The 24,737-nt window shown below is 72.6% G+C and carries 23 protein-coding genes; 11 read left to right on the top strand and 12 right to left on the bottom strand.

Translation table 11 applies throughout. The annotated features are described in order from the left end of the window. Positions 1–23 precede the first annotated feature (23 nt). From GA0070623_RS15895 to GA0070623_RS15875, 4 genes are all read right to left on the bottom strand, one after another. The gene (locus tag GA0070623_RS15895; RefSeq protein WP_067300256.1) at positions 24–3,512 is read right to left on the bottom strand and encodes an AMP-binding protein; all 3,489 of its coding nucleotides are present in this window, start codon (positions 3,510–3,512) and stop codon (positions 24–26) included. Further along, a complete protein-coding gene (locus tag GA0070623_RS30380; RefSeq protein ID WP_172898410.1) occupies positions 3,509–5,284 on the bottom strand; it encodes a hypothetical protein in 1,776 nt (591 codons plus the stop codon). The genes GA0070623_RS15895 and GA0070623_RS30380 overlap by 4 nt, the downstream gene beginning before the upstream one ends. A gap of 312 nt (positions 5,285–5,596) precedes the next feature. After that, on the bottom strand, positions 5,597–6,421 hold the full coding sequence (locus GA0070623_RS15880; RefSeq protein ID WP_067300618.1) for an SCO6745 family protein: 825 nt from the start codon (positions 6,419–6,421) through the stop codon (positions 5,597–5,599). A 140-nt stretch (positions 6,422–6,561) separates the two neighbouring features. Then, complete coding sequence (locus GA0070623_RS15875; RefSeq protein WP_067300252.1) at positions 6,562–7,209, bottom strand: FKBP-type peptidyl-prolyl cis-trans isomerase; 648 nt, start codon at positions 7,207–7,209, stop codon at positions 6,562–6,564. 190 nt (positions 7,210–7,399) lie between these two features. On the opposite strand from GA0070623_RS15875, the gene GA0070623_RS15870 reads away from it, so the two are divergent. Beyond that, positions 7,400–7,792 (top strand): PPOX class F420-dependent oxidoreductase, encoded by a 393-nt coding sequence (locus GA0070623_RS15870; protein WP_067300249.1) that lies wholly within the window; start codon positions 7,400–7,402, stop codon positions 7,790–7,792. Positions 7,793–7,858: 66 nt separating this feature from the next. Here the strand turns inward: GA0070623_RS15870 and ku are convergent, their stop codons facing one another. Continuing rightward, complete coding sequence (gene ku, locus GA0070623_RS15865; RefSeq protein ID WP_067300247.1) at positions 7,859–8,875, bottom strand: non-homologous end joining protein Ku; 1,017 nt, start codon at positions 8,873–8,875, stop codon at positions 7,859–7,861. A gap of 83 nt (positions 8,876–8,958) precedes the next feature. Here ku and ligD (GA0070623_RS15860) point away from each other — a divergent pair, with 83 nt between their 5' ends. Further along, on the top strand, positions 8,959–9,897 hold the full coding sequence (gene ligD / locus GA0070623_RS15860; RefSeq protein ID WP_067300245.1) for a non-homologous end-joining DNA ligase: 939 nt from the start codon (positions 8,959–8,961) through the stop codon (positions 9,895–9,897). Then, on the top strand, positions 9,890–10,801 hold the full coding sequence (gene ligD / locus GA0070623_RS15855) for a non-homologous end-joining DNA ligase (RefSeq protein WP_067300243.1): 912 nt from the start codon (positions 9,890–9,892) through the stop codon (positions 10,799–10,801). The genes ligD (GA0070623_RS15860) and ligD (GA0070623_RS15855) overlap by 8 nt, the downstream gene beginning before the upstream one ends. A 355-nt stretch (positions 10,802–11,156) precedes the next feature. Here ligD (GA0070623_RS15855) and GA0070623_RS15850 read toward each other — a convergent pair whose 3' ends face one another. Then, positions 11,157–11,438, bottom strand: a complete 282-nt coding sequence (locus tag GA0070623_RS15850; protein ID WP_172898409.1) for an SCO0607 family lipoprotein — start codon at positions 11,436–11,438, stop codon at positions 11,157–11,159. A 233-nt stretch (positions 11,439–11,671) separates the two neighbouring features. Between GA0070623_RS15850 and GA0070623_RS15845 the strand changes: the two genes are divergently transcribed. Further along, complete coding sequence (locus GA0070623_RS15845; RefSeq protein WP_067300241.1) at positions 11,672–12,427, top strand: TIGR03089 family protein; 756 nt, start codon at positions 11,672–11,674, stop codon at positions 12,425–12,427. 184 nt (positions 12,428–12,611) lie between these two features. Here GA0070623_RS15845 and GA0070623_RS15840 read toward each other — a convergent pair whose 3' ends face one another. Together GA0070623_RS15840 and GA0070623_RS15835 are read right to left on the bottom strand one after the other, a co-directional pair. Continuing rightward, positions 12,612–12,869: a hypothetical protein gene (locus tag GA0070623_RS15840; RefSeq protein ID WP_067300239.1), complete on the bottom strand. Its 258-nt coding sequence runs from the start codon at positions 12,867–12,869 to the stop codon at positions 12,612–12,614. Next, positions 12,866–13,141: a DivIVA domain-containing protein gene (locus GA0070623_RS15835; protein ID WP_407937934.1), complete on the bottom strand. Its 276-nt coding sequence runs from the start codon at positions 13,139–13,141 to the stop codon at positions 12,866–12,868. Before GA0070623_RS15835 ends, GA0070623_RS15840 begins: the two co-directional genes overlap by 4 nt. A 539-nt stretch (positions 13,142–13,680) precedes the next feature. On the opposite strand from GA0070623_RS15835, the gene GA0070623_RS15830 reads away from it, so the two are divergent. The 3 genes from GA0070623_RS15830 to GA0070623_RS15820 are packed head-to-tail and all read left to right on the top strand — an operon-like array spanning position 13,681 to position 16,377. Next, on the top strand, positions 13,681–13,890 hold the full coding sequence (locus tag GA0070623_RS15830) for a winged helix-turn-helix domain-containing protein (RefSeq protein WP_067300238.1): 210 nt from the start codon (positions 13,681–13,683) through the stop codon (positions 13,888–13,890). Positions 13,891–13,925: 35 nt separating this feature from the next. Beyond that, on the top strand, positions 13,926–15,698 hold the full coding sequence (locus GA0070623_RS15825) for an Eco57I restriction-modification methylase domain-containing protein (protein WP_231932384.1): 1,773 nt from the start codon (positions 13,926–13,928) through the stop codon (positions 15,696–15,698). After that, the gene (locus GA0070623_RS15820; protein ID WP_067300237.1) at positions 15,664–16,377 is read left to right on the top strand and encodes a PaeR7I family type II restriction endonuclease; all 714 of its coding nucleotides are present in this window, start codon (positions 15,664–15,666) and stop codon (positions 16,375–16,377) included. The genes GA0070623_RS15825 and GA0070623_RS15820 overlap by 35 nt, the downstream gene beginning before the upstream one ends. 95 nt (positions 16,378–16,472) lie before the next feature. On the opposite strand, the gene GA0070623_RS15815 is transcribed toward GA0070623_RS15820, so the two are convergent. Further along, positions 16,473–16,769, bottom strand: coding sequence for a hypothetical protein (locus GA0070623_RS15815; RefSeq protein WP_067300234.1), 297 nt, complete (start codon positions 16,767–16,769; stop codon positions 16,473–16,475). Between the two features lie 196 nt (positions 16,770–16,965). Then, a complete protein-coding gene (locus GA0070623_RS15810) occupies positions 16,966–18,645 on the bottom strand; it encodes a DNA repair helicase XPB (RefSeq protein ID WP_067300233.1) in 1,680 nt (559 codons plus the stop codon). Positions 18,646–18,812: 167 nt separating this feature from the next. On the opposite strand from GA0070623_RS15810, the gene GA0070623_RS15805 reads away from it, so the two are divergent. Both GA0070623_RS15805 and GA0070623_RS15800 read left to right on the top strand, forming a co-directional pair. After that, positions 18,813–19,715, top strand: coding sequence for a L,D-transpeptidase family protein (locus GA0070623_RS15805; RefSeq protein ID WP_067300606.1), 903 nt, complete (start codon positions 18,813–18,815; stop codon positions 19,713–19,715). 142 nt (positions 19,716–19,857) lie between these two features. Further along, complete coding sequence (locus GA0070623_RS15800; protein WP_084260973.1) at positions 19,858–20,106, top strand: hypothetical protein; 249 nt, start codon at positions 19,858–19,860, stop codon at positions 20,104–20,106. A 70-nt stretch (positions 20,107–20,176) separates the two neighbouring features. Here GA0070623_RS15800 and GA0070623_RS15795 read toward each other — a convergent pair whose 3' ends face one another. After that, on the bottom strand, positions 20,177–22,642 hold the full coding sequence (locus tag GA0070623_RS15795) for a helicase-associated domain-containing protein (protein WP_089004082.1): 2,466 nt from the start codon (positions 22,640–22,642) through the stop codon (positions 20,177–20,179). A gap of 84 nt (positions 22,643–22,726) precedes the next feature. On the opposite strand from GA0070623_RS15795, the gene GA0070623_RS15790 reads away from it, so the two are divergent. Together GA0070623_RS15790 and GA0070623_RS15785 are read left to right on the top strand one after the other, a co-directional pair. Continuing rightward, positions 22,727–23,350 carry an HAD family hydrolase gene (locus GA0070623_RS15790; RefSeq protein WP_067300231.1) on the top strand — a complete coding sequence of 208 codons (624 nt, stop codon included), beginning with the start codon at positions 22,727–22,729 and terminating at the stop codon, positions 23,348–23,350. A gap of 28 nt (positions 23,351–23,378) precedes the next feature. Continuing rightward, on the top strand, positions 23,379–23,765 hold the full coding sequence (locus GA0070623_RS15785) for a cold-shock protein (RefSeq protein ID WP_067300229.1): 387 nt from the start codon (positions 23,379–23,381) through the stop codon (positions 23,763–23,765). On the opposite strand, the gene GA0070623_RS15780 is transcribed toward GA0070623_RS15785, so the two are convergent. Then, complete coding sequence (locus GA0070623_RS15780) at positions 23,726–24,562, bottom strand: 1,4-dihydroxy-6-naphthoate synthase (RefSeq protein WP_067300228.1); 837 nt, start codon at positions 24,560–24,562, stop codon at positions 23,726–23,728. The genes GA0070623_RS15785 and GA0070623_RS15780 overlap by 40 nt on opposite strands. Positions 24,563–24,737: the final 175 nt, after the last annotated feature.

The raw sequence follows: 24,737 nt of genomic DNA, 5'->3' as shown, positions 1-24,737 counted from the left end.
CTCCTTGCGGTGGGATGGGCGGGTCAACCGAGGTCCAGCAGCGTGGCGACGTCCCGGACCGGCACCGGGCGCAGCACCGCCTCGCACAGCAGGGTCTCGACGCCCCGCAACGCCCGTACGCAGGTGGCCTCGGGTATCCGCCGGGTATCGGCCAGCAGGTGCAGCGCGCAGCCGTCGGCGAGATGGGGCATGGCCAGGAAGAACGTCATGTCGTGCCGGGCGACGGCGGCGATCTGCCGCACGGTGGTCTGTGCGGCCAGGTCGCTCAGCGTCGCGCGGTCGGGCGGGTCCGCCGGCACGTCGAAGTCCCGGCCCATCCGGGAGTCGTTGAAGTACACCGACAGGTCGGCCTGCGCGCCCTCGGCCCGGATCAGGTCGTCCAGCGCGTCCGGCGGGTAGGTGGCGTGGAAGTAGGACTCGGTCGAGTCGCGGTAGCAGCGTCGGACGGCGTCCTCGACGTCGCCGTCCCCGACGTCGAAGACCAGCAGCGCGTTCTGGGCGATGCCGGTGGCCAGTTCCCGCTGGCGGGGGGTGTTCCGGTTGCCCGCGATCAACTTGACCACGGCCCGGTCCCGGCCGGTCAGCGCCGCCTGGATCAGCAGCGCGGCGGTCAGCACCACCGTGGACGACGACGCCCCGGTGCGCTGGGCCAGCACGGCGGCGGCGACGGCCACCGCGCTGGACTCCATCCGCCAGGTGACGACGGGCAGCGCCGCCGCGTCCTGCTCCGGCCCGTCGAAGATCCGCTGCGGCACCATGGGCAGCCGGTCCCGCCAGTAGGCCAGGGACTGCCGTGCCCGCCGCTGCCCGGCCGGTGAGGCCTCGTAGCCGGCCTGGTCCAGCGGCTGCCAGCCCGGCGCGGGTAGGGTGCGCCCGCCCTCGACCAGGGTGCGCAGCTCGGCCAGCAGCAACTCCAGCGACCAGCCGTCCAACGACACGTGCGACGCGGCCACGGCGACCGCCTCGACCAGGCCGTCGACACGCAGCAGCGCCCACCGGACCGGCCACTCCCGATCCAGGTTGAACGCGCTGCCGGCCAGCTCGACGGCGGCGGCCTCGGCCGCCTCCGGCAGCGCCTCCGCAGTGGTGTCCCGCACCAGCGGCGGGTACGTCCCGTCGGCGCGCAGGTGCTGCCGGGGACCGTCGGCGTCGTCGGTCGTCAGGGTCCGCAGCACCTGGTGCCGCAGCACCAGCGCCGACCAGGCGGCGGTGACCCGTTCGACCGGCACCGGGGCGGCCAGCCGCAGCACCCGCCTGATGTTGAAGTCCCGGCTGGCCTCGCCGAACCACTGCATGGGCCGGTACATGGCCGCCTGACCCCAGGTCAGCGGCGCGGACCCGGTGGACGCCCCGGCGAACCGTGCCTGGATCTCCGGGTCCGTGACGACAGCGGGCCCGACGTCGGTACGGGCGGGTCGGTCCGCCGGCTCCACGGTGGGGGCCACCGGGGTCGAGGCGGTCGTCGGGTGGTGACCGTCCATGCCGGCGGCCAGCGCCCGGACCGTGCGCCTGTCGAACAGGTCGGCGATGCCCACCGGCAGGCCCAGCTCCTCGTCGAGGCGGGTGACGACCTCGACGACCTGCATGGAGTCGCCGCCCAGCGCGAAGAAGTCGTCGTCGACACCGAGCCGGTCCACCCGCAGCACCCCGGCGACCACGGCCGCCACCGCCGTCTCCAGGTCGCCGGAGGGCGCGGCGTACGGGGTGTCCAGCTCGGGCCGTACCGTCGGCACGGTGGGCAGCCGGCGGGTGTCCACCTTGCCGTTCGGGGTGAGCGGGTACTGCGCCACGTACCGGAACCGGCTCGGAACGGACGCCTCCGGCAACAACCCGGCGGCGTGCGCGCGGAGCTGCGCCTCGGTGGGCCGCTGCTCCTCGTCGGACCGCAGGTAGGCGACCAGACGCAGGTCGTGGCCGTCGGGTTCGGCGATCACCACTGCCTCGGCGACGCCGGGGCAGCGGCGCAACGCGTCCTCGACCGCCGGCGGCTCGACCCGCTGGCCACGGATCTTCACCTGACGGTCGGCGCGGCCGAGCACGTCGAGCACCCCGTCGGCGGCCAACCGGCCGAGGTCACCGGTGCGCAGCAGCCGCGCCCCGCCGCCCGCCGGGTGGGGGATCCACCGCTGGGCGGTCAGCACCGGCTGGCCATGGTAGCCACGGCCGATGACCGCCCCGCCCAGGCAGATCTCCCCGGTCCGGCCCACCGGCACCGGTAGCCCGTCCTCGTCGAGGATGTGCACCTCGGCATTGGGGATGGGCGCCCCGACCGGCAGCCGGCGGCCGACCGTACGGTCCGTGCCGATCCAGTACCAGGTGGCGCCCACGGTCTCGCTCATGCCGTAGTGGTTGCCGAAGCCGGACTTCGGGCTGTTGCTGATCCACCTGTCGAACTCGGGGGTCAGGTACAGCGGTTCACTGCCGATCATGACCTGACGGGCGACGTCGTCCACCCCGCCCAGCGCGGTCATCGCCCGCACGTGCGACGGGGTGAGCTTCAGGAAACCGCACGGCGCGGCGGCGGTCAGCGTGATCAGGTCGTCGAAGGCGACCGGCTCCGGCGCAACCTCCAGCTCCCAGCCCGCGACCAGGGCGGTGAACAGCGTCATCACCGAGCCGACGAAGTACAGCGGGGCGTGCAGGACCGCGCGTTCCCGCGGCTGGAAGGCGAACTCCCGGGCGCACCAGTCGACGTAGTTGACCAGTTGGCGGTGGGTGCCGAGCACCCCCTTGGGGGCTCCGCTGGTGCCCGAGGTGTACATGATGAACGCCAGGTTCTCCACCCGGCAGCCACCGTCGCCGTCGTCGCCGAGGGTGTCGGGCAGGTCGGTCACGTCGAGCACGGTCGCCGGGTAGCCGGCGGGCAGGTGCCCCCGGTACTCCGGCCCGGTCAGCAGCAGCGGGTCGCCCGCGTCGGCCAGGATCCGCGCCCGCCGGTCCACCGGATCGTGGACCGACAACGGCAGGTACGCCGACCCGGCGGCCAGCACCGCGAGGATCGCCACCACTGCGTCCACCGACCGGGGCAGCAGCACCGCGACCGGCGTCTCCGGCCCCGCGCCGTGCGCCCGCAGCACCCGCGCGGTGTGCCGGACCCGGGCCAGCAGGTCACCGGCGGTGACCTCGACCCCCGCGAAGCGCACCGCGATCCGCCCGGGGTCGGCGGCCAGCGCCTCGTCGACGAGCACGTGCAGCGGCGTCCGGCCGAACGGACGGCGCGGTCCGGTGGCGACCGACCGCGCCGCGTCCACCGTGGCGGGTTCGGGCCGTAGGTCGCGGTCCGCGACGCCTACCGTGGCGGGTTCGGGCCGTACGTCGTGCTCCGCACCGCCCGCGGTGGTCCGCAGCGAGGCGGGCCGCAGGTCGGTCCAGTGCCCGGCGACATGCTCCAGGCACCGCTCGACCGGTCCGGTGAACACCGGCGTCCAGCCGCCCGGCACGGTCCGGTCCGCCGGCCACAGCGAGTACTGCCCCTCGTCGTTGACCACGACGTGGCGCGGGTCGGCGCTCACGCCGGCCCGCCGACCATCTGCGCGTCCCCGGCCAGCCGCTCGACCGGTGTGCGCCAGGCGTGCCCGGTGTACCAGTCGCCGCCGAACGCAGTGATCGTCGGGGTCCAGCCGTCGTGCTCCTCGGCGTAGCCGGCGATCTCCCGCCAGAGCACGTCCACCAGCGCCGAGTACCGGCAGGCGATGCGCAGGTCCGCCAGGGTGAACGGCGGCCCGTCCATGCGTACCAGCCGGATGTCGAAGGCGCCCCGGTACTGCCGCCCGGAGACGGTGAGCGGCTGCTTCCACATCGCCGCGCCGGGGGCGCGCAGGGTGTAGCGGACCCGGGCGGTGCTGTGTCCACCGTGGCGCAGGTCGCCCCACTCGCCGATGTCGGGGACCAACGGCGGGAAGAAGTAGTGCCGCTGGCGGGGCACCTCGATCCGGTCGAAGTTGCCGGGCACGAAGTGCCACCGGTTGTACATCATCCGCTGAGCGACCTGCCACAGGATGTCGGTGACGGCATCGGCGGGCAGCTCGGCGGCCATCTGCGGGCTGGGCAGCACACAGCAGAAGAAGTCCGGCTTCCGGAGCCCGGCCACGTCCTCGCCGTACCGCCCGGCCGGTCCGTTCAGCCGGGACAGGTCCCGGACGCCGCTCGACATGCCGTAGTCGGCGCGGGCGTCGACGACCGCACCCAGCACGATGCTCTCCAGGATCCGGGTCAGGTCGCCCTCGTCGCCGTCGCGGTGCGCGGTCCGCAGGGCGGCGGCGGTGGCCTGCCGCACCCGGGCCGCCGGGTCGTCCCCGTCGAACGGCCCGGTCAGGGCGTGCAGCGTCCGGGGCAGCTCCGCGTGGTCGCGCTCCTGCTGCGCCCACGGCACCAGGTACTCGTCCTTGGCGTAGGTGAGTCCGTTGACCCGCCGGTACCGCATGTGGTCACTGCCGTCGACCCGTTCGACCAGGTCACCGGCGAGCGCGGCCAGCTCGGTCAGGGTGGCGGTGCTGAGCTGCCCGGTGACCGGCTCGCCGAGCGCCCGCAGGTACGTCGCACAGCGGGTGGTCAGCACCCGGCGCAGGCTGACGGCGCTGAGCTGGCGGCCGTTGAACTCCTCGAACCGGACCGCCCGGCCGGTGCGGAACAGCAGCTGGATCGCGCCCACGAACAACCGCTCCTCGGCGCTCCAGTCCGCCGGTGGACGGTCACGCAGCGCGGGCAGCACACCGTCGCGGATCAGGGTGCTGGAGCCGGAGTCGGACCGGGAGAACACCCGGCGCTCGATGTGGACCAGGACGGTCTCCACGCGCTCCACCCAGTCGATGACCTCTTCGAGCCGCTCCGCCAGGGTGCCGTCGGCGTGCCAGGTGGACAGGGTGTGGTCGATCTCGTAACGGTGCTGCTCCTCCTCGGCCTCGGCCGGCAGGCACTCCTCGTCGAGCATCTCCACCTGCCACTGCGGCAGGGTGAGTTCGGCGACGACCTCCTCGGTCGGCAGGTCGTCCCGCGCGGGTTCGTGGATGGTCAGCTTGCCGAGCGTCGAGTGGGCCAGCACGAACGGGGCGGGCGGTGTGTCGACGCCGGGCGGGGTCAGCCGCAGGTGCTGCCGGCCGAGCAGGTGCCGGACGATCGCCTGCTCGCGCAGGGTCAGCCCGTCGAAGGCGGACCGGAAGGGCACCTTGCCGGCCATGGTGAGCAGGCGCAGGACGCCGGTCTGCGCGCTGTCGCCGAACAGCTGCTCGGGGTCGCGTACGGTGCGTAGTTCCTGGCTCCACTGGTCGGTCTTCGTACGTCGCACGTTCACTACCTTTCGCGACCGGGCAGGCCGCGGCGTACGCGGGAGCCGGCCCGCGCGACGACCACCGTCGTGGTGCTCGATGGGCGTGCGGCGACCGGTAGCCGACCTGGAGAGTGCGGGACCGTAGCGGTGCCACGGTGGAGAGACGGCCTCCCACCTCGACGTGGGAGCGCTCCCGTCGCCGCAGTCTGGTCGACGTTAATAGTTGTGTCAATATCGCGTCGCCGGGCAGGCCGTGGGACACGCGGTACCGGGTCGCCGGGCAGGTCGTGGGACACGCCCGGGTCGCCGGGCAGGTCGCGGGGCGCGCGGTCAGGAGTGCAGGGCGGGCAGTCCGATGGGGTTGTCCGGGGGCAGGATCGTGTGGCAGGCCCGGGCGACCGGGTCGAGCAGCTCGCAGAGCCGGTCCGCGCGGTCCGGGCCGAGGGCCTGCCAGGGGCGGGCCGCGGCGAGGTCGGTGGCCGCCTCGACGGCCCGGAAGCCGCTGCGTCCCACCTCGGTCGGCGCCCCGTCGGCGGTCAGCCAGCCCCGGGCGACCAGCCGGCCCCGGGCCGCGTCCCACTGCTCCGGCGTCCAGCCCCGGCCGAGCAGGTGCTCCGGCGGCTGGCCCCCGGCGACCCGGAAGGCCAACGTCTCCACCGGGTCCAGACCGGCGGCGACCAGGGCGGCCACGTGCCCGTCGCCGCGGTGCTCGCGCAGCGTGGTGGCGGCCTGCCAGAGCCGGGCCAGCGGGTAGTCGCCGCGCGGCAGGGCGGCGTTGGCCGCGCCGAGCACCCGGCCGGCGGTGTCGGCCGCGACGGCCGCCACCTCCAGCAGCTCAGCGGCCTCGGCCAGGTGCGCCTCGGGGAGTTCGTAGGTGAGTTCGGCGAGCGCCTGCACCGCCCCGGTGAGCCGGGAGCGCAACGCCTCCTCGGGGCTGGCGAGCTGCCACACCGCCGGCAGCGCCCGGCTGACCATCGGCGGAGCGAAGCTGAAGAAGGCCGCGATCACCGGAGCCGCGTCGACCGGGCCGAGGGGAGCGGCGCGGCCCGCGAAGTAGCCCCGCCAGTAACCGCGCAACCCGATCGCCTCGTGGGCGGCGCGGGCCCGGGGATGGAAGTAGGTGATCGCGTGCAGGGGTTCGACGTGCGTCCACATCAGCCGGGCTGTCGGCCCGGGAACGTCCAGCGCCGGCACGCGCACCTCCGGTTCGGTGGGGGTCACCGTGGGCGGACCGGCCGCTCACGGTGACCCCGAACCTACTGCCGGTAGGTGTCGGGCCGGAAGACCCCTGTGGTCTACTGCACCGCCAGCACGTCGACGATGAACCGCAGCGGACCGGACGGCGCGCCCGGACGCTGCGGCTTGTCGCCGTACGCCAGGTCGGCGGGGATGTCGAGCTGGACCCGGCTGCCCACGGTCTGACCCTGCATGCCCTGGTCCCAGCCCGGGATGACGTTGCCCTGGCCGAGGCCGAAGGAGAACGGCTCGGACCGCTTCCAGGAGGCGTCGAACTCCTCACCGGTCTTGTACGACACGCCGACGTAGTTGACGGTGATCTGCTGACCGGCCTGGGCGGCCGGGCCGGTGCCCCGGATCAGCGGGGTGGCCTTCAACCCGGTCAGCTCGCCCTCGCCCTTGGTGGCCTGCGGCTTGGTGCACAGCGCCTGGTCGGCCCCCTCGGGCAGCTTGGGGAAGTCGCCCGCGCAGCCGGCGGGAGCCGCGGCCGGCTTCGGGTCGTCCTTCTCCCCGTTGCGGACCACCACGAACACCCCGACGATCACCGCGATGACGGCGACGCCGGCCACCGCGCCCAGCCACGCCTGCCGGCGCTTACGCGCCTCGGCGGCCTTCTTCGCCGCCAGCTGGTCGGCGAGCCGCCGCTGTGCCTTCGTCTCCTTGCCCTGGCCCTCGCCCGCCGGACGGTTCTCCGTACGCTCGCTCACGTCCTCGACTCCCTGCTGATGTGGGTGGCCGGCCCGGCGACCCGGTGCCGTGGCCAGCGCACACGGTACCCGGATCGATGCCGTGGGTGGGCCGTCGGCCGCCACCGTGTCCCCGGATTCGACACCGCGTCCCGTTCCACCGGGGTCTTCCAGCGGGTGCCGGGGGCCGTCCGGCGGTAGGTTCTCGACCATGGCGATCCTCACCGACGAAGACAAGGCCCTGCTCTCCGAACCCCAGCTCGCCCACGTGGCGACCATCGAGGCGGACGGCGCGCCGCACGTCACCCCGGTCTGGGTGGACGTCGACGGCGAGCACATCCTGTTCAACACCGCCCTCGGACGGCAGAAGTACCTCAACATCGCCCGCAACCCGGAGGTCGCGGTGTCGGTGGTCGACCGGGCCGACGACTTCCGCACCCTCTGGGTCCGGGGTACCGCCGAGTTCGTCACCGAGGGCGCCGACGCGCACATCGACCGGCTGGCGAAGAAGTACCTCGGGCAGGACACCTACCCGTTCCGGCGGCCGGGCGAGGAGCGGGTGATCGTCCGGATCACGCCCACCCGGAAGCTCGGCATGGGCTGACCGCCGGGGTGCACCCCGGCGAAATGGCTCCCCGTCACGCCGGGGGCACCGTCGCGACCCGCCCGGTCAGGCGCTCTTTCGCGGAGCGGTCTTCTTCTCGGCGGTCTTCTTCGCCGGGGCCTTGGTGGCCTTCTTCTCCGTGGTCTTCTTCGCGGCGGTCTTCTTCGCTGGTTCCGCCTTCTTCGTCGGGGTCCTGCGGGCGGGGGTCTTCTTCGTCGGCCCGGCCTTCGCCGCCGGGGTCTTCGCCGCCCGCTGGGCCGACCGGGCCGACGAGATCGGCGTCGGCTCGCCGGCCGGTGCCTCGCCCCGGGCCACCCGGGCCCGCTCGACGGACGCCTTCAACGCCGCCATCAGGTCCACCGCGGCGGCCGGCGCGGCCTCCTCCTCCGCCGGCTGGACCACCTCACGCCCCTCCACCTTGGCGTCGATGACCTCCTGCAACGCTGCCCGGTAGTCGTCGGTGAAGGCGTCCGGCTGGAACTCCCCGGCCATCGAGTCGATCAGCGAGGCGGCCATCGCCAACTCCGGCGGGCGGACCTTCAGGTCCTCGTCCAGGAAACCGAAGTCGGGGGTACGCACCTCGTCGGGCCAGAGCATCGTGTTGAGCAGCAGCACCCCGTCACGGACCCGCAGGGTGGCCAGCTGCTCCCGCTGGCGCAGCGCCACCTTGACGATCGCCACCCGCTCCGAGTCGGCCAGCGCGTCCCGCAGCAGCACGTACGGCTTGGTGGCGGTCCCCTCCGGCTCCAGGAAGTACGCCTTGTTGTAGAGGATCGGGTCGACCTGCTCGGCCGGGACGAACTCCAGCACGTCGATCGCCCGGGAGCTGGTCAGCGGCAGGTCGGCGAAGTCGGCGTCGGTCAGGATCACCAGCTCGCCGCCGCCCAGGTCGTACCCCTTGGCGATGTCGTCGTAGCTGACCTCCTCCCCGCAGACCGAGCAGGTGCGTTTGTAGCGGATCCGGCCGCCGTCGTCCCGGTGCACCTGGTGGAACCGGATGTCCTTCTCCTCGGTGGCCGAGTAGAGCTTCACCCCGATCGAGACCAGCCCGAACGACACCGCTCCCTTCCAGATCGCCCGCATCCCCGCTCCTCTCGCCGACCTGACCAGGATCGCAAACGATCGAAGCCCCCGCATCACCTTCCGTGTGCAACTACATTCGGAGAGTGCCCGGCGCGCCGTTGAAGCCCATGCTCGCGATGACCGGGCCGCTCCCGGTGGGTGCCGGCTGGGCCTACGAGTTCAAGTGGGACGGGGTACGGGCGCTCGCCGACCTGACCGGTGGACACCCGCACCTGTACGCCCGCTCCGGCGCGGAGATCACCGCCGCGTACCCCGAGCTGGTGACCCTGGCCGAACAGGTGGACGACGCGCTGCTCGACGGCGAGGTGGTCCTCTTCGACCCGGCCGGGCAGCCCTCGTTCACCGCTCTCGCCGAGCGGATGCACGTGCGGGACCGGGCGAAGGCGGCCCGACTGGCGGCGACCATCCCCGTCACGTACATGATCTTCGACCTGTTGCGGCTGCGCGGCGAGGATCTCACCGGGTGGCCGTACCACGAACGGCGGGCGGCGCTCGACGGCCTGGGGCTGGGCGCGGCCCGGTGGGCGGTGCCGCCCTGCTTCGCCGACGGCGCGGCCACCTACCAGGCGGCCGGGGAGCACGGGTTGGAAGGGGTAATGGCCAAGCGGGTCGATGCCGCCTACCGGCCCGGGGTGCGGTCGCCGGACTGGATCAAGGTCAAACTGGAGGTGACCAGTGACTTCGTCATCGGCGGTTGGCGGCCCGGCGCGCGGAAGATCGGCGGGCTGCTGGTCGGGGTGCCGCGTCCGGACGGGCGGCTCACCTACCGGGGGCGGGTCGGCGGCGGGATCGGCGCGGCCCTGGAACGGGAACTGCTGCGCGAACTCGAACCGCTACGGGTCGACGGCCCGCCGTTCGCCGGAGACCTGCCGCGCGAGGACGCCCGGGGTGCGCTCTGGGTGACCCCCCGGATCGTGGTGGAGGTGAAGTACGGCCAGCGCACCCCGGACGGGCGGCTGCGGTTCCCCCGGGTGCTACGGCTGCGCCCCGACAAGCCGCCCGGGGAGGTCGAGGATGCCTGACCGGGTGAAGGTCGAGGTCGACGGCCGGGCACTGGAGCTGTCCAACCTGGACAAGGTGCTCTACCCGGAGGTCGGGTTCACCAAGGGCGAGGTGATCGACTACTACACCCGGATCGCCCCGGTGCTGCTGCCGCACCTGGCCGACCGGGCGCTGACCCGGATCCGGTTCCCCAACGGTGTCACCGGCGGCTCGTTCTTCGAGAAGAACGCCCCCGCCGCCACCCCCGACTGGGTACGCACCGAGACGCTGCCCGTCCCCGGGTCGAGCAGGGGGCGGGAGACCATCGACTACGTGGTCGCCGACGACCTGCCCACCCTGGTCTGGCTGGCCAACCTCGCCGCCCTCGAACTGCACACCCCGCAGTGGCGGATCGGCGCGCACCCGGACCTGATGGTCGTCGACCTCGATCCCGGCCCCCCGGCGACGCTGCGGCAGTGCTGCCGGGTGGCGCTGCTGCTGCGCGACCGTCTCACCCGCGACGGGGTGGCGGCGTACCCGAAGACCTCCGGCAAGAAGGGCATGCAGCTCTGCTGCCCGATCAGCGCCACCCAGGACGCCGAGGTCGTCTCCGGCTACGCCCGGCGGATCGCGCAGGAGCTGGAACAGGCACACCCCGATCTGATCGTGTCGAAGATGGCGAAGAACCTGCGGCCCGGCAAGGTCTTCATCGACTGGAGTCAGAACAACGCGGCGAAGACGACGGTCGCGCCGTACTCGCTGCGGGCACAGTCGATGCCGGCGGTGTCCACCCCGCTGACCTGGGACGAGGTGGAGGCGGGGGCGGCCGGGAAGCGGCCTTCGGCGAAGCCGTACACGGCGGGGGAGGTGCTGCGGCGGGTGGAGAAGTCGGGCGACCTGCTCGCGCCTCTGCTCGACGCGGGTCCGGCGCTGCCCGAGAGGTAGATGCGGTGAGTCGCACCGACACTGGCATCTGCCGATGCCTGGCGGTCGTCGGCTGGTAGACGCCTGGCGGGATCACTACCCGAATGCGGGGGAGGAGATTACATTGTGGATCCGCATGCGCGGGGAGCAGGTCGACGTCGGCCAGAGCGACGCGTATGCGGATGGATCACCCCGCATGTTCGGGGATCAGGCATAGCAGAGCCGCGACAACTCTCGCAGCGTGGGATTACCCCCGCATACACGGGGAGCAGTGCTCCAGGAACTCCCCCGCCGGCCGCGGTGAGCTGGCTCGCGGGCCTCGTCGTTTCGGCTGGTCCTGCCCGGTCGAAGCGGTGACCGGGCAGGACCTTTCCGGTCACCTGTCGATGATGGTGCCGTTCGCGTCGATGCCGTGGTCCCGCCAGTAGACGTCCCACTCGTCGTCGACATGCTGAGGGACCTTGCCCTCCGGGTAGCGGACGTAGGGGGCGGTGGGCTCCTGACCCTCCGGGAAGCAGGCACTGCCGCCCTGCCCGCCCACGGCGATCGCCGGGTACTCGCCATCGCCGCAGATGTCTTCCTGGAAGCCGCAGCCACCGGTCAACAGCAGCCCGCTCAGACCCACACCGGCCAGGACGACCTTGATCTTCGTTCGCATGGGGTCGAGTCTGGTCGTGGCGACCGAAGCTGTCATGTGCACGCGTACTCAGCTCGGCTCAACCAGCTCGACTCAGCTCAGCGTGCCTCGGCCAGCTCGACTCAGCTCAGCTCAGCTCAGCTCGGTCAGGTCGGCTCGGCTCGGCTGTTCTGGGCTCGATTGGGCTGTTCTCGGTTCGGTTCGGCTCGGTTCGGCTCGGTAGGGTGGAGCGTTGCGTCCGGACAGGAGGCCCGATGGTTGCGCACCTCACCGTCAGCACGTCGACCGATGCGCCTGAGCAGGCCGGGCAGCCGCTACTGACCTACTACGACGACGCGACCGGCGAGCGGACCGCGTTGACCGCCAGCCAGCTCGGTGGCTGGGCGGCGCGCACCGCCGGGCTGCTGCGCGACGGGTGCGGGCTGGGGCCGGGCAGCCGGGTCGCGGTGCTGTTGCCGCCGCACTGGCGTACCGCTGCGGTGTTGCTCGGGGCCTGGTCGGTGGGGATGGCGGTGTCGTTCCGGCCGCGCGCTACCGCCGGGTTGCCGGTCCTCGAACCGGGCGGCGACCGACCGTACGACGCGGTGTTCGTCACCCCGGAACGTCTCGACGACTGGCTGGAGGACGTGCCCGACGGGGTGCACCGCTACCTCGTCGGTACCGGCCCCGGGACGCTGGCCGACGTGCCGGTGGGCTGGCTCGACTGGTCCGCCGAGGTGCTCCGGCACACCGACACCCCACCCGACTACACGGCCGTCCACCCGGCCGCCCCGGCTACCCCCGACGGCACGAGCTACGCCGTCTGGGGACGCCTCGCCAAGGAGGTCGCCGCCCAACTCGACCTCCACCCCGGTGACCGCCTGCTGGTCGACGCCGCCGAACACGAACAACCGGTGAAGTGGCTGCTCGCCCCCCTGGCCGCCGGCGCGTCCGTGGTGATCTGCGCCAACCTCGACCCCGCCGGCTCGGCCGACCGGATGACCACCGAACACATCACCCGCGTGCTCTGACTCTGCCCGCCCCCCGCCCCCACCCGCCCCGCCCCGCCTCCGCTCCGCGTCCGCGTTGCGCTCTCCGCTCCCGCTGCGCCCCGGTGATCAAGAGGTTTGCGTCAATTTTGATCTTCAGGTTGACGCAAACCTCTTGATCACCGGGGCGGTTCGGGTGGTGGGGGCTGGGTGGGGTGGGGTGGGGTTAGTGGGGGAGGGGGCGGCGGGTGCAGGGGGTGGTGTGGTCGGGTGGGAGCGTGCAGCGGGTTCCGCCGGGTAGGGGGCGGTCGCAGAAGACCCAGTGGTGTACGTCCTGGTGGTCCTCGGGTGACACCGTTACGCCGCCGGGCTCGACGCGGGCGCTGAGTCGGGCCAGTACCCGGGCGGCGGTCCGGGCGAAGATCCGGGCGCGCAGCAGGTCGGGCGCGCTGACCGGCAGGTGGATCACCCAACGCTCGGTCATCGGTACCGGTGGTTCGCCGACTGGGCGCTCTGCCATGCACGTAGTGCCCTTCGGATGCGGACGTTCTCCTCCTGCACCGCGACCAGCGCGGTCTGCGCGATGGTGAGTTCGTCGGCGACCCGGTGCAGGAAGGCGCGGATCTCGGCGGGGTCGACGCCACGCCGACGATGGTTGAAGCAGCGCTCGCGGATCTGCCAGGGGCGCAGCGGGGACGGGCGCACCGGCTGCTCCGCACCCCACCCGTCCGGGGGCGGGACTGTCAGGGGCGTCAAGATCAAATGGTCATGAGAAGCACTCTCCCCAGCGTGTCGTGTCTCTCTTGGCAATTTGATCATGGAGTGGGTCGGTGGTCCGTCGATCCGCTTCCGTGGTCGTGGGGCGTGGTGCCGGCGGGTCAGCCGGCGGAGCAGGTGGCGCACGAGGTGACCGCCCTTCGGAGAGGCCGCAGGTCGTCGGGGGAGGGGTGGCCCCGCCGCTTGCGATCGGCGGGGCCACCCCTGCCGCCACCCGTCGCGCAGGTGGCAGCGCCGCGCCGGGGGAGCGCGGGGGCAAGGTTCCGGCGGCGATGCGAGACCGGTACGAGAGGTGCCAACCGACCGCAACAGCACCGCATCACCGACAGTGACGCTACCGATGCGGCTTCACCTACGTCAAGTACCTCGCTGACCTCTTCTGCTGAACTAGCAGCACCTTCAGCTACATCACCATAATCACCTCTTTCAGTAGATGCGTTGCCTACATCGGGGAGGTGGATCGATACTGGGTGGGCCAACCGACTGCAAGGGGCCGCGCTGTGCCTATCCCGCCCACCATGGACGAGTTGCTCGATGACCTCCGAAAGAGGATCAAGGACGGCACGTATCCGCCGGGTAGTCAGTTGCCGGCGGGCCGGGTGCTCGCCGGCTTATACGATGTCTCGCACTCGACGATCCAGCGCGCCGTAGCCACGCTGCGGGAGCAGGGTGTGCTGGTGGGGCGGCCGGGGCGCGGCGTGTTCGTGGCGGAGTCCACCCGGCGGTGACCGGTCGCCGCGTGGTCGGTGTGCTGGTCTGATCCGTGGCGGGCCTGCTGCCCTATGCTCGTCGGGTGAAGGCGGTGGCAGGGGAGACGCGGCAGCTCATGCTCGGCGAGATGCTGTCGTCACTGACCGCCATCCCGGCGGAGTCGGTCGAGCACGGCGAGGTCTTCACCCGCCGTTGGGTGGTCGACCTGATCCTCGACCTGGCTGGCTACACCCCTGACCGTGACCTCGCGCCGCTGACGGTGGTCGAGCCGGCCTGCGGCGGTGGAGCATTCCTGGCCGCGATGGCCGCCCGGGTCAGTGACTCGTGCCGGAAGCACGACCGGCCGCTGCTCGACGCCAGGCGGGCGGTTCACGCTTTCGACCTGTTGACCTCGAACGTGACGGCCAGCAGAAGACTGGTGCGGGAGGTTCTGGTCGACGAGGGTTGGCCGCTTCCCGAGGCACGCGAGGTGGCGACGGCGTGGGTTCGGCAGGGGGACTACCTGCTAGACCCGGACGTTCCGGACGGCGTGGACTTCGTCGTGGGCAATCCCCCGTACGTCCGACTGGAGGACGTGCCGGCGGACCGCATGCTCGCCTACCGTGCCGCCTGCCCGACCATGACCGGCCGCTCCGATCTCTACGTCGGCTTCTTCGAGCAGGGGTTACGTTCCCTGGCGTCGGGTGGGGTCCTCGCGTTCATCTGTGCCGACCGGTGGATGCGCAACCAGTACGGCCGGCAGCTACGGGAGCTGATCGCCGCCGGTTACAGCGTCGATGTCACCGTGAACATGCACGACGTCGACGCGTTCGAGAGGCAGGTGTCGGCCTATCCGGCCGTCACGGTCATCCGTCGGGCCGGCCAGGGCGAGGCGGTGGTGGTGGAGACCCGGCGGGGGTTCGGGGCGCAGGACGCCCCCGGGTTGGCGGAGGCGATGTCTGCCCCGGGGTTACGGCCGGTGCCGGCGGCCGGGGTGAGCAGCAGGTACGAGGTTGCCCGGCTGCCGCACTGGTTCACCGGGGGCGAGTCCTGGCCAGCGGGTTCACCGTCCCGGCTGGCGCTGATCGAAGAGCTGAACGATCGCTTCCCGCCGCTGGAGGACGCCCGCACGGGGACCAGGGTCGGCATCGGCGTGGCCACCGGTGCCGACAGCGTCTTCATTACGACGGGTGCCGATGTCGAGCCACGGCGGTTGCTGCCATTGTCGATGGTCAGGGACACGACGTCGGGATGTCACTCCTGGTCGGGTCACTATCTGGTCAACCCCTGGGACGCGGACGGTCAGCTTGTGGACCTGGCGGCGCTGCCTCGACTGAGGGCCTACTACCAGCGACACTCGGCGGTCCTCAGGCGTCGGTACGTGGCCGGTCGGCGTCCCGAGCAGTGGTATCGAACCATCGACAAGGTCGACCATTCTCTGGTCGAGCGCCCCAAGCTGCTCTTTCCGGATATGAAGACCACGATTCACCCCGTCCTGGACGAGGGTGGCTTCTATCCGCACCACAATCTCTACTACATCGTCTCCGATTCCTGGGACCTGCGGGTCCTCGGTGGACTCCTGCTCTCGGGTGTCGCACAGGCCTTTGTGGAGGCCTATGCCGTTAGGATGCGGGGCGGCACCCTTCGTTTCCAGGCCCAGTATCTGCGTCGGATCCGTGTCCCACGGCCTGAGGTGATCTCGGCTGCCGACCGGGCTGCTCTCACCAGCGCCTTCGATCGGCGGGACACCCGTGCGGCGACGAGGGTGGCGCTACGCGTGTACGGGATCGAAGAGTTCGGAGAGGTGATCGATGGATCAGCACTCGCTCGAGGAGGCGGTGCGTAGCTCCTGGCTGGTGCGAGAATCGCAGGCCGCCAAGAAGGTGCTGTCGGGTCGGACCGACACCGGATTGCGGGGGGCGGTCACCGGCGGCGGCCATCTCGACGCCATCACGGAACTCCTCGCCGATGTCTTCCGTGCTGCCGGGTTTGCTCCCGATGCGGTCCGCTGCAAATCGGGTGTGACACTTCCCGGCTACTTCCGGGCAGCCAAGAAGTGGGATCTCGTGGTGATCCACGAGGGTGCACTCGTCGCCGCGATCGAACTCAAGTCGCACTTCGGCCCCTCGTTCGGCAACAACTCCAACAACCGCAGTGAAGAAGCGGTCGGCAGCGCGGTCGACCTCCGGCAGGCGTACGACCATGGTCTGCTCGGGGCGGTGCGACCGTGGCTCGGCTACCTGCTGCTGGTGGAGGAGGAGCCGCGTTCCCTGCGGAGGAGTACGCCTCGCAGCGGCACGTTCCCTGTCGACCCGGCCTTCGGCGAGACGTCGTACCTCGACCGGTACGTGCTCCTCTGCAAGCGCCTCCGGAACGCGGGTCTCTATGACGCGACCTGTCTGCTGGCCTCCTCGCGGGAAGGCGATGCGTTTGTTCGGCAGCCGGATCCGGAAGTGGGATTCGCTGCCTTCGGCGCGGCCATCCTGGCCCGGATCGAGGAGATCGGCCTCCTGCCCCGGAACTGAGCCTTTCGCCCTCTGATCAACTCAGTGGGGGCGAGGTGGCGGTGTCCGAAACCGCTACCCCGCCCCCTGAGACGATCATGACCCGGCGGGTGGGGTCAGCAGGTGGTGTTGCCGGCCGGAACCCAGCCGTCGATGGACGGGTCCTCGGCGCCGTGGCCGTAGATCCAGGTGTCGTTGTCCTCTGACCAGCCCTGGCCGTGCCAGCGGAACCCGCGCCCGGCGGTCAGGGTGCGCAGCACCTGGCCGTGCGGTGCCGTCCGCAGCCAGGTGTTCTGGGTGAGGTTGCAGACGAAGCCGGGGGCGTCGCTGGCCGAGGCCGGCGCGGCGGCCACGGCGGTGCCCGGGATGGCGACGACCGCGATCGTCAGGACGTGCAGAATCCGGCGCTTCACTCTGGTTCCCTTCGACGTGCCGACATCGACGGTCGACCGTCGACTGTGGACAGACTAGCCGTCGCGGCGGACACCCGCTGTTCGGGCGGAACGAGAGCATCCCGCCGACGAGAACGCGGCGGAACGAGAGCAGCCCCGCCCATGAGAGCGCGGCGGAACGACGGCGGCCCGGCCGACGGGGATGCGGCGGCGCGGGTCAGTCGACCGTGGGCAGCTTCGGGCCGAGGATGTCGTCGGCGTCCACGATGGTGTACGCGTACCCCTGCTCGGCGAGGAAGCGCTGCCGGTGGGCGGCGTACTCGGTGTCGATGGTGTCCCGGGAGACCACCGTGTAGAAGTGCGCCTGCCGGCCGTCGGACTTCGGGCGGAGCACCCGACCCAGCCGCTGGGCCTCCTCCTGCCGGGAGCCGAACGTCCCGGACACCTGGATCGCCACCGCCGCCTCGGGCAGGTCGATCGAGAAGTTGCCGACCTTCGAGATGACCAGCGTGCGCAACTCGCCGGAGCGGAACGCGTCGAACAGCCGTTCACGTTCCTTGTTGGTGGTGGACCCCTGGATGATCGGCGCGTCCAGGTAATCGCCCAGCTCGTGCAACTGGTCGATGTACGCGCCGATCACCAGCACCTGGTCGTCGGGGTGCCGCTGCACGAGGGCGCGGACCACCGGCAGCTTGGTGCGGGCGGTCGCCGCCATCCGGTAGCGCTCCTCGGCCTCGGCCGTCGCGTACGACATCCGTTCCGCGTCGGTCAGGGTGACCCGTACCTCGGTGCACTGGGCCGGGGCGATCCAGCCCTGCGACTCGATGTCCTTCCACGGCGCGTCGTACCGCTTGGGGCCGATCAGGCTGAACACGTCGCCCTCCCGGCCGTCCTCGCGGACCAGGGTCGCCGTCAGGCCCAGCCGGCGGCGGGCCTGGAGGTCGGCGGTGAACCGGAAGATCGGCGCGGGCAGCAGGTGCACCTCGTCGTAGACGACCAGGCCCCAGTCGCGGGCGCCGAACAGGTCCAGGTGGGTGAACGCGCCACCGCGCCGCGAGGTGAGCACCTGGTACGTGGCGATGGTGACCGGCCGGATCTCCTTGCGCTCACCCGAGTACTCCCCGATCTCCTCCTCGGTGAGCGAGGTGCGGGCGATCAGCTCCCGCTTCCACTGCCGGCCGGCGACCGTGTTGGTGACCAGGATCAGCGTGGTCGCCTTCGCCTCGGCCATCGCCGCCGCGCCGACCATGGTCTTGCCCGCGCCGCAGGGCAGCACCACCACCCCGGACCCGCCGGCCCAGAACGCCTCCACCGCCTCCCGCTGGTACGACCGCAGCGTCCACGGCCTCCCGCCGTCCTTGCCGTCCTCGGCCAGCGCGATCTCGTGCGCCTCGCCGTCGACGTAGCCGGCCAGGTCCTCCGCCGGCCAGCCCAGCTTCAGCAACGCCTGCTTCAGCCGACCCCGCTCCGACGGGTGCACCCGGATCGTGTCGTCGTCGATCCTGTCGCCGAGCATCCCGGCGAGTTTCTTGCTCTTGGCGACCTCGATCAGCACCATCCGGTCCAGCCCCCGCAGCACCAGCCCGGACGCCGGGTCGTTGACGAGCTGGAGCCGGCCGTACCGGTCCATCGTGTCGGCCACGTCCACCAGCAGCGCGTGCGGCACCGGATAGCGGGAGTACTTCAGCAGCGCGTCGACCACCGCCTCGGCGTCGTGCCCGGCCGCGCGGGCGTTCCACAGCCCCAACGGGGTGAGCCGGTAGGTGTGCACGTGCTCCGGGGAACGTTCCAGCTCGGCGAAGGGGGCGATGGCCATCCGGCAGGACTGGGCGTCCGGGTGGTCGATCTCCAGCAGCAGGGTCTTGTCCGACTGCACGATCAGTGGTCCACCGCTCACGCCAGGTCCTCTCCTCGGCCGGAATCCCCGACCCGTGGCGAATCCCCCGCAGGCCGACCATCCAGTGTTGCACGCGGGCGGGGCGGTGCCAGAAAATCCTCGCATCGGGTGCAACTATTCCCCGGCGACACACGTCTACCAGTGGGACGACCGATCTGGGGAGGCACATCATGCAGGTCCGTTACCGAGCCCGGGTCGTCGCCCTGGCCATGGTCACGCTGGTCGGCGCAGGGGGTTGCGCGCCCGATCGGCAGGCCGACCCGGGTGGCGTCGGTGCAGGGATCGCCCCGGTCGGCAGTGCGGAGCAGGTAACGGGGGCGGGTGCCGCCACCCTGCCCGACCGGCTGACCGGGTCCACCAGCAAGCCGCGCTCCCGGAAGTTACAGCCGAAGGTCGCCGCCGAGCCGACCCGCACCACCAAGGCCCCGAAGCCGTCGAGCGGACGCCGCCAGCCCAGCCCGACGAAGGCCAACCTGACCCGCTGCGAGCAGGGCGAACACCAGCGCGAGGTGGAGACGTACCTGGCCCGGCTGGGCGGGTTCGGCACGCTCACCGTGGACGGCCGGCAGACCGACGCCGACTGCGCCGCGATCAAGAAGTTCCAGCAGCGGTACGACATCCGACCCGCCGAGGGACGCGCCGGCCCGACGACACTCGACGTGGCGAAGCGGCTGGCCACCACCGACGTCAAGCGCTGCTCCGCCGGCTCCGGCACCACCTTCTGCGTCGACCTGACCCGGCAGACCACCTGGGTGATGCGCGACGGCAAGGTGGTCGCCAAGCCCACCGTCACCCGCACCGGCATGGCCGGCTACGCCACCCCCGCCGGCACGTACAAGGTGAACCTGCGCAACCTCAAGGAGTGGTCCAACCCCTACGAGGTCTGGCTGCCCTACTGGCAGCGCTTCAACGGCGGGATCGGCTTCCACGAGACCACCACCTACCTGCACAACGCGGCGATCGGCTCGCACGGCTGCGTCAACCTGCTGCACGCCGACGCGGTGCGCTGGTGGGAGCTGGGTAAGGTCGGCTCCCGGGTGGTCCTGGTGGGCCGTCGCCCCGGCACCTGATCCTCTGCTCACCCCGCCCGTCTCGCCTCCGGCCCGTCGGTAGTTGTCCATAGGGGCCGGATCGGGGGTATTTCCCCCTGTCCGTCCTGGCCACCGGGTGCCACCCTGGAGGTCGGGGGCCGGATGGGGTGGGAGGGCTGGGATGACCGTCGATCACGAGATGATCTCCGAGGACGCGGCGAACGGCGACCGGGTGCCACCGACCGAGGTCTCCACGGCCACCATGGTCGGGTACGCCGTCGCCGGGACCGCCGTCGTCGGCTGGTTCCTCTTCGGCTGGCTGGTGCAGCGGCAGGGCTTCATCGACTCGGTAGGCGAGGCCGCCGGCACCGGCTTCGGCCTGCTCCTCATCGTCTCCGTCATCGGCACCGTACGCCGCAGCCGCCGCTGACCGGCGACCCGCACACCGCCGGGCCGCCACGCCACGCCGCCCACCGGGGCGTGGCGTGGCGGCCCGGCGGTCACTCCTGCCGGACCGCCGCCGTGATCCGGTGCAGGGCGAAGGTGTGCAGCATCTCGGTCCGCTCGTCCTCGGCCCGCAGGTAACCGGCGCCGATCGACACCGGCCGCAGCAGCCGGGACAGCGTCGCCCCGTGCGCGTCGACGTAACCCACCCAGACCAGCGCCTTGTCCCGGACCGCCTGCTGGAGCACCGCCAGCGCCTCGGCGTGACCGTGCGCGGGCAGCGGCCCGGCCGCCGTACGGGCCGCGCCGCCGCGGACCACCGCCGGGGCCCGCCGGGCCGCCCGCGCCGCCGCCTCACCCCGCCGGATCTGCTCCACCACCCCCATCAGCCGGGGCAGCGCCAGCCGGGGCGTGCCCAGCGGATCATGCGCCCGGCCGGTCGACGGCGCCCGGGTCGGTGCCCGCCGGACCCGGGGCCGGGCCAGCACCATCGTGCCGCTGGCGTCCTCCGGCACCGGGGCGTACCCGGCGTCCCGCAACGCGGTCAGCATCCGTCCCACCTGGTACGAGGTGCAGAGCACCGTCGGGGCCAGCCGGCGGAACGCCAACGGCGTCAGCCGCCGGTCGGCCAGCACCTCGGCGAGCAGCGCCTCGTCGTCACTGCGCACGTACCCGCCGGCCGAGCCGACCCGCAACCCGCCGTGCTGACGGGCCACGTCGTCCACCAGGTAGGTCAACCCCTGCGGGATCGGGGTACGGGACCGGCGGCGGAACAGCTCGTGCAGGTCGTCGGCCGTGTAGCCGGAATCCAGCGCCCGCCGGACACTGGCCGTGGTGACCCGGTACACGCTGGCCCCGCCCGCCGACTCCGGCTCGCCCACCGCCTCCAGCTCGGCGGCCAGCGTCGGATCCGGTGGACCGGGCACCACCACGCTCAGGTCGGCCTGCACCAGGAAATGGTCGACCGGGGCGGGGAGCAGGGCGTCCAGCGCCCGCACCGTGCTCGACGGGTCGCCACCCTCGGCGTCGGCGCGCAGCCCCAGCGGGTCGTCCCCACCCTGCTCGTCGGTGGCGGTGACGTCGGCGAGCAGCAGCCGCCCGTACGAGGTGAGCGCGCCGAGGCCGGTCACCCCGAGCCGGGCCGCCTCGGTCAGCACCTCCCGGTGTGCGGCCTCCCGCCCCCGACTGCGCCGGGGCGCCCGCCAGTCGAGCAGCGCCTGCACCTCCTCGACGGTGGGGGCGGTGGCCGGTTCCAGCTCGGCCAGCACCGCGAGCACCGCCCGACGGGCGGCCGGCGCACCGGCCCGTTCCGCCTCGGGGGAGAGCGCGCTGATCGGCCGGTCCCGGTCGTCGCGCTGCCCGACCAGCCCGGCCTGCCGGCTCATCGTCAGCCAGGCCCGGGCCAACTGCTCCCACCGGTGGGCCGGCGACACCGCCCGCCACACCTCGTACGCGCCGGTCGGCAGCACCTGCTGTTCCCCGCCGTACCGGCTGGCCGCGGCGGGCAGCTCCAGCTCACCGAGCAGCCCGGCCGCGTACGCCACCTCGACCAGCAACGCGGTGGTCGGTTCGTCGAGGGTCACCGAGCGGGCCAGGCGGCGCAGGTCGCGTACCCCGATTCCGCCGGAACGCAGCACCGGCGCGGGTTCGGCGGTCAACGCCTCCAGCAGCGCCTCGGTGTGCCGTACCACCTCCATGGTCTGGCCCACCCCGGCCGAGTCGACCGCCTTCGCCTCCCGGGGCGGCGCGTCGACCGGCGGCGGGTCGGCCCGCAGCGGACCGAGCGGGCCGGTGTCCCGGCGCAGCAGCAACCCGACCTCGCGGGGCAGCTCGACCGTCCCGGCGGAGACCGCCACCAGCAACCGGGCCTCGACCAGCCACCGCACCGGCGACCCGGTCGCGGGCCCGCCGTTGGTCGGGTCGGGGGGCAGGGCGTCCTCCGCGCCGAGCGCGGGCGCCCGCAACGAGCCCGGCGGCACGCTGCCGACCGGCGGGCCGGCGGCGAGCCGGTCCAGGACCGCCCGCGCCGACGGGGGCGCGGCGAGCAGCGTCCGGCGCAGTTTCGCGGCGTCCGCGCAGAGCGCCGCCGCCCGCAGGTCCAGCTCCTCCGCGGGCCGGCCCAGCCCCGCCGGGTACGGGGCCAGCTCGTCCACGCTGCCGGTGATGCGCAGCGCCTGCTCCGGGCCGTACAACAGGAACCGGGCACGCAGCCGGTCGACCGCGCCCCGGACGGCGGCCGGGGCGGGCGGGTGCGGGCCGGCGGTGGCCAGGGCGAGCACCGCGTCGGCGGAGGTGGTGCCCTCCGACGGGTGCCGGGTGAGCCGGGCGGCGTCGAGGATCTGGAGGGTGAACTGGTCCAGCCCGTCGAGCGCGCGGGCGACCGACACCCGCGACTCGACCCGCAGGGCGAGCGCGGAGACGTCGGCCGGCACCGGCACGACGAGGTCGGGCCGCAGCTGGAGCAGCGCGGCGAGGGCCTCGTCGGGCAGCGCACGCAGGTGGTCGGCGAGTGAGGTGGTCATCGTCGTTCCACGCTAGCCCGCTGCCGGGCGATCGCGCCCGCCGGACGTCCAGCTCGGACCGACCTGTCCGGGTACCTTCGCAGGATGTCCGCGCTGATGGTCGGGTTCGACCTCGACATGACCCTGATCGACTCCCGTCCCGGCATCGCCGCCGCCTACCGGGCGCTCACCGCCCGCACGGGCGTGCCGGTCGACGCCGAGCTGGCGGTCTCCCGGCTCGGCCCGCCGCTGCGCACCGAACTCGCCCACTGGTTCCCGGCGGAGCGGATCGAGGAGGCCGTGACGGCCTACCGGGAGCTCTACCCGGCGTACGCGATCACCCCGACGGTACCGATGCCCGGCGCGCGGGAGGCGGTCGACGCGGTGCACGCGCACGGCGGTCGGGTGATGGTGGTCACCTCGAAGATCGGCCGGCTGGCCCGGCTGCACCTGGACCACCTCGGGCTGGCGGTCGACGAGCTGGCCGGTGACCTGTTCGCCGAGGAGAAGGCGACGGCGCTGCGGGAGCACGGTGCCGCGCTCTACGTCGGTGACCACGTGGCGGACATGGTGGCGGCCGCGGCGGCCGGTGTCCCCGGGGTGGGGGTGGCCACCGGCCCCTGCCGGGCGGACGAGCTGCGGGGCGCCGGAGCACACGTGGTGCTCGACGACCTCACCGGATTCCCGGCGGCGCTCGGTCGGATCATCGGGCTAGCCTTGGAGCAGTAGACGTATCGAGCGAAGCAGGGGTTCCAAGGTGCCGACGGGGCGAGTGAAGTGGTTTGACGCGGCCAAGGGATACGGGTTCGTCACCAGTGACGAGGGTGGCGACGTGTTCCTGCCGAAGGGCGCGCTGCCGGCCGGTGTCACCGACCTCAAGGGTGGTCAGCGGGTCGATTTCAGTGTGGTGGACAGCCGGCGGGGCACCCAGGCGATGGGGGTCAAGCTGCTGGATGCGCCGCCGTCCATGGCGGAGCTGCGTCGACGGCCCGCCGAGGAGCTGCACGGCCTGGTCGAGGACATGATCAAGGTGTTGGAGGCGAAGGTCCAGCCGGACCTGCGCCGGGGTCGCTTCCCCGACCGGAAGACCGCGCAGAAGATCGCTCAACTGGTCCACGCCGTGGCCCGCGAGCTGGAGGTCTGAGGCACCAGCCCGGCGTCGGCGGCCCGGCCCAGCAGCGCCTGCACGGCGGCGAACCCCGCGTCCCCCAGGTCGGCGGTGAACTCGTTGACGTAGAGGCCGATGTGCCGGTCCACCACGTCGGGCTCCATCTCCTGCGCGTGCGCGAGCACGTACCCCCGGCTGGCCGCCGGGTCGGCCCAGGCCTGGCGCACCGACTCCCGGATCCAGCCGGCGGCGGCCACCGGGTCGACCACCCCCCGACGGGCCAGGATCGCCCCGAGCGGGATGGGCAGGCCGGTGTCGGATTCCCACCACTCGCCCAGGTCCACCAGCGCGGTCAGGCCGTACCGGTGGTAGGTGAACCGGGCCTCGTGGATCACCAGACCGGCGTCGTACCGACCGGCCGCCACGCCCGGCATGATCTCGTGGAACGGCACCACCTCGATCCGGGCCGGCGGCCGACCCGCCGACCAGAGCCGGAACAGCAGGTACGCGGTGGTCCGGTCGCCGGGCACCGCCACCGTGGCCCCACTCAGGTCGGGCCGGTCCGCCCGCCCCCGGGTGAGCACGAGCGGGCCGCAGCCCCGGCCGAGCGCGCCGCCGCAGGGCAGCAGGTGGTAGGCGTCGAGCAGCCAGGGGAGCGCGGCGTAGCTGACCTTCACCAGATCGAAGGCGCCCCGTTCGGCGGCGGTGTTGGTGACGTCGACGTCGGCGAAGGTCACCTCGACCGGCGGAGCCCCCGGCACCCGGCCGTGCACCAGGGCGTCGAAGACGAACGTGTCGTTGGGGCAGGGCGAGATCGCCAGGGAGAGCGCCACCTGCCCACGGTAACCCCGCCCCGGCCACCGCTCCGCCGTCCCCACCCCGATGTGACGCCGGCCCGGGGGAACCGGCCCGGCGGGCCGGAGCGGGCGGAGCCGGCTGACCCGGCACCCGACCGTCAGCTCCGCAGGACGCGACCCCACCGACTTGTCCCCAGCTGCACCGGTTTTC

The sequence above is a fragment of the Micromonospora rifamycinica genome, assembly GCF_900090265.1.
Classification (GTDB): Bacteria; Actinomycetota; Actinomycetes; order Mycobacteriales; family Micromonosporaceae; genus Micromonospora; species Micromonospora rifamycinica.
This window is presented reverse-complemented; position numbering and strand designations above follow the sequence as displayed.

Excerpts from the sequence above, each read along its gene's own strand:
- GA0070623_RS15820 (WP_067300237.1), top strand. The coding sequence starts at position 15,664 with ATGGATCAGCACTCGCTCGAGGAGGCGGTGCGTAGCTCCTGGCTGGTG.
- GA0070623_RS15790 (WP_067300231.1), top strand. The coding sequence starts at position 22,727 with ATGTCCGCGCTGATGGTCGGGTTCGACCTCGACATGACCCTGATCGAC.
- GA0070623_RS15795 (WP_089004082.1), bottom strand. The coding sequence starts at position 22,642 with ATGACCACCTCACTCGCCGACCACCTGCGTGCGCTGCCCGACGAGGCC.
- GA0070623_RS15830 (WP_067300238.1), top strand. The coding sequence starts at position 13,681 with ATGGACGAGTTGCTCGATGACCTCCGAAAGAGGATCAAGGACGGCACG.
- GA0070623_RS15845 (WP_067300241.1), top strand. The coding sequence starts at position 11,672 with ATGGTTGCGCACCTCACCGTCAGCACGTCGACCGATGCGCCTGAGCAG.
- ku (WP_067300247.1), bottom strand. The coding sequence starts at position 8,875 with ATGCGGGCGATCTGGAAGGGAGCGGTGTCGTTCGGGCTGGTCTCGATC.
- ligD (WP_067300243.1), top strand. The coding sequence starts at position 9,890 with ATGCCTGACCGGGTGAAGGTCGAGGTCGACGGCCGGGCACTGGAGCTG.
- GA0070623_RS15850 (WP_172898409.1), bottom strand. The coding sequence starts at position 11,438 with ATGCGAACGAAGATCAAGGTCGTCCTGGCCGGTGTGGGTCTGAGCGGG.
- GA0070623_RS15840 (WP_067300239.1), bottom strand. The coding sequence starts at position 12,869 with ATGACCGAGCGTTGGGTGATCCACCTGCCGGTCAGCGCGCCCGACCTG.
- GA0070623_RS15870 (WP_067300249.1), top strand. The coding sequence starts at position 7,400 with ATGGCGATCCTCACCGACGAAGACAAGGCCCTGCTCTCCGAACCCCAG.
- GA0070623_RS15800 (WP_084260973.1), top strand. The coding sequence starts at position 19,858 with ATGACCGTCGATCACGAGATGATCTCCGAGGACGCGGCGAACGGCGAC.
- GA0070623_RS15880 (WP_067300618.1), bottom strand. The coding sequence starts at position 6,421 with ATGTGGACGCACGTCGAACCCCTGCACGCGATCACCTACTTCCATCCC.